3 protein-coding genes are annotated in these 3,655 nt (G+C 68.5%); all 3 read right to left on the bottom strand.

Features of this window, described 5'->3' with window-relative positions:
• Window positions 1-1,942: ATP-dependent zinc metalloprotease FtsH (gene ftsH / locus KD1_RS14880; protein ID WP_068403225.1), on the bottom strand; the 1,942-nt coding region annotated here is incomplete at its 3' end.
• 201 nt (window positions 1,943-2,143) lie between these two features.
• Window positions 2,144-2,695, bottom strand: a complete 552-nt coding sequence (hpt, locus tag KD1_RS14875; protein WP_068403223.1) for a hypoxanthine phosphoribosyltransferase — start codon at window positions 2,693-2,695, stop codon at window positions 2,144-2,146.
• A gap of 83 nt (window positions 2,696-2,778) precedes the next feature.
• Window positions 2,779-3,655: tRNA lysidine(34) synthetase TilS (tilS, locus tag KD1_RS14870; RefSeq protein ID WP_068403221.1), on the bottom strand; the 877-nt coding region annotated here is incomplete at its 5' end.

Genomic DNA, 3,655 nt, shown 5'->3' with positions numbered 1-3,655 from the left:
CGGACGGCTGCGGGTTGAGCGCGGCGTGCTCGGCCGGGGTGAGCACCGGCGGCTGGTCGGAGAGCGGACGGTCCTCGCTGCTGACCCAGGTCGGACGCAGCGGGCGCTTGCGCACATCCTTGAAGACCTCGGCGATCTCCTTGGCGTTGAGCGTCTCGTGCTCGAGCAGCTCGAGCACGAGGCGGTCGAGCACGTGACGGTTGTCGTTGAGCGCGTGCCACGCCTCGTCGTGCGCCGACTCGATGAGCTTGCGGATCTCGTCGTCGATGACGCCGGCGACACTCTCGGAGTAGTCGCGCTGGTGGCCGTAGTCGCGGCCGAGGAAGACCTCGCCCTGGGCCTGGCCCAGCTTCACCGCGCCGACGCGCTCGCTCATGCCGTACTCGGTGACCATCTTGCGGGCGACGTTGGTCGCCTTGTCGATGTCGTTCGACGCTCCGGTCGTGGGGTCGTGGAAGATCATCTCCTCCGCGACGCGGCCGCCCAGGGCATAGGCGAGCTGGTCGAGCAACTCGTTGCGGGTGGTCGAGTACTTGTCGTCCAGCGGCATGACCATCGTGTAGCCGAGTGCGCGACCGCGCGGCAGGATCGTCACCTTGGTCACCGGGTCGGTGTGGTTCATCGCCGCGGCCACCAGGGCGTGGCCGCCCTCGTGGTACGCGGTGATCTTGCGCTCCTTGGCGCTCATGATGCGGGTGCGCTTCTGCGGGCCGGCGAGCACGCGGTCGATGGCCTCGTCGAGCGTGGAGTCGTCGATGAGCTGCTTGTCGCTGCGCGCGGTGAGCAGCGCGGCCTCGTTGAGCACGTTGGCCAGGTCGGCACCGGTCATGCCCGGAGTGCGGCGAGCAACGGCGAGCAGGTCGACACCGGGCGCCATCGGCTTGCCGGCCGCATGCACCTGGAGGATGTGGTGCCGGCCGATCATGTCGGGCGACTCAACCGCGATCTGGCGGTCGAAACGGCCCGGGCGGAGCAGCGCGGGGTCGAGGATGTCGGGGCGGTTCGTCGCCGCGATGAGGATGACGTTGGTCTTGACGTCGAAGCCGTCCATCTCGACGAGCAACTGGTTGAGGGTCTGCTCGCGCTCGTCGTGACCGCCGCCCAGGCCGGCGCCACGGTGGCGACCGACGGCGTCGATCTCGTCGACGAAGATGATGGCCGGCGCGTTGGCCTTGGCCTGCTCGAACAGGTCACGCACGCGGGAGGCACCGACACCGACGAACATCTCGACGAAGTCAGAACCGGAGATCGAGTAGAACGGCACACCGGCCTCACCCGCGACGGCGCGGGCGATGAGCGTCTTGCCGGTTCCGGGCGGGCCGTAGAGCAGGACGCCCTTGGGGATCTTCGCGCCGACGGCGAGGAACTTGGCCGGCTCGGAGAGGAACTCCTTGATCTCCTGGAGCTCCTCGATGGCCTCGTCGACCCCGGCGACGTCGGCGAACGTCACCTTCGGGGTGTCCTTGGAGGCGAGCTTGGCGCGGGACTTGCCGAACTGCATGACGCGGCCGCCGCCGCCCTGCATGTTGCTCAACATGAACCAGAAGAGACCGACGAGCAGCAGCAGCGGCAGGATCGAGAGCAGGAGCGACCCGAAGACGCTCTGGCGCACGATGGTGTCGTTGACGTTGTCGGGCACCTTCTCGTCGACGAGCGCGACCAGTTCACCGGCGCGCGCGTCGACATACTCGGTGCGCACCTTGGTCGCGTTCTTGGCGTCGCCGCCGGTGTAGGTCTGCCCGTCCTTGAGTTCGAGGTTGAGGACGTTGTCGCTGGTGAACTCGGCCTTCTGGACCTTGCCGCTCTGAATCAGTTCTTTGGCTGCGGAGGTGTCGACGCGCGCGTAGTCACTGGTGTTGCTGGCCTGAAAGGCGAACACACCGATGACCACGAGGATGAGAAGCCACAACAGGGGTGACCGGAGGAAGCTCTTGGGTTTCATGTGGTTCTCGGGGGTTCCCGATCCTCCTGCTGCGTCTGGTGATGACGGCCACTGGTGCGCGGCCGGGCATGGTGTCTCACGCTACCAAGCACCTCGGACAGCGCCGGCAGCGTATGGGTGGGCAACGCACGGACACCCACCTGTGTTCCGAGGGCTGCGCCCGACCGTTCGCGGGAGCGGTCGCTCACGGTCCCCTGAGAATCAACTGTAGACGTGCGGCGCCAGCGTGACGACGTCTCGCAGGTTGCGGTAACGCTCGTCATAGTCGAGGCCGTAGCCGACGACGAACTCGTCGGGGATGTCGAAGCCGACCCAGCGGCTCTCGATCTCGACCTTGGCCGCCTCGGGCTTGCGGAGCAGCGAGAAGATCTCGACCGACGCCGGGCTGCGCGATTCGAGGTTCGAGCGGATCCAGCTCAGGGTCAGACCGGAGTCGATGACGTCCTCGACGATGAGCACGTGCCGGTCGGTGATGTCGGTGTCGAGGTCCTTGAGAATGCGCACGACACCCGAGGACTTCGTGCCCGACCCGTACGACGACACGGCCATCCAGTCCATCGGCACGGAGCCGGGCAGGTGGCGCATGAAGTCGGCCATGACCATGACCGCGCCCTTGAGGACGCCGACGAGCAGCACGTCCTTGTCCCGGTAGTACTCCCACACCTCCACGCCCAACTCGGCCAGCCGCTCCTGGATCTGAGCGTCGGTGAGCAGGACCTTCTCGATGTCCTGACCCATGTGGGTGGCGTCCATGCGGACTCCTTCATGCTGTGGGAGCGAGGGGCATCCCCATTCAACCCGAGACACCCGGTCGTTGGACACCCGACCCGTCAGACTCAGCGGAGTGCGGCGATCTCGATGCGCCCGGCGGAGCGTCGCACCTGCAGCGGCCCGGGCACATGGATCGGCCCCTGCCCGGTCCACTGCGTCAGCAAGCGGTCGCACGCGGCGATATGAGTGTGAGCGAGTTGCCCGGCCGGAGCGCCGTGGGTCAGGAGCAGCGATCGCCACACCCGGGTGCGGATCGCCGTGGGCAGCGCGGCCAGGTCACCCACCGGCACCGTGCCCACCTCCCCGCGGTTCGAGGTATTGGGGACCGCTCCAGCGGTCGCCATTACCTCGAACCGGGAGAGGGCGGCGGCGGCTTCGGCATCGAGATAATCGGCGTCGGCACGCAACTGCGCCGCCGACCGCGCCAGCGCCACCCGCGGATCCGCCCCCAACTCTTCGGTCAACACCACCAACGCCCGCCGCGCCCGCACCCGGGCATAGTTCGGATCGTCGTTGTGCGGGTCCCGCCACGGCGTCACGCCCCACGCGTCACACGCCTCCAGCGTGACGGAGCGCGGGAGCTCCAGAAACGGGCGCACGTACCGTCCGCGGGTTGGCGGCATCCCGGCCAACGCGCGCGCCCCGGACCCCCGCAGCAACCCGAGCAGCACCTGCTCGGCCTGGTCGTCGCGGGTGTGTCCCAGCAGGATCGCCGTGGCGCCGAGCCGGTCTGCGGCCTCATCGAGTGCGGCATACCGGGCCGTGCGGGCGGCGGCCTCGGGTCCGGAGCCGTCACGCGGCACCGTGACGGCCACCACCTCGACGGGGTCCAGACCCAGCTCGCGACACTGCTCCGCCGCCTTTTCAGCCACCACATCGGAGCCCGGTTGGAGCCGGTGATCGACGATGACCGCCCCGCCGCGCACCCCGAGCGCAGGGGCC

The organism is Kribbia dieselivorans NBRC 106261 (genome assembly GCF_001552435.1).
GTDB lineage: Bacteria > Actinomycetota > Actinomycetes > Actinomycetales > Dermatophilaceae > Kribbia > Kribbia dieselivorans.
Note: the sequence above shows the minus strand (reverse complement) of the source record. Positions and strands in the feature narration are given on the sequence as shown.

What these genes read in the sequence shown, in the direction of transcription:
- hpt (WP_068403223.1), bottom strand. Translation starts at nt 2,695, where the DNA reads ATGGACGCCACCCACATGGGTCAGGACATCGAGAAGGTCCTGCTCACC.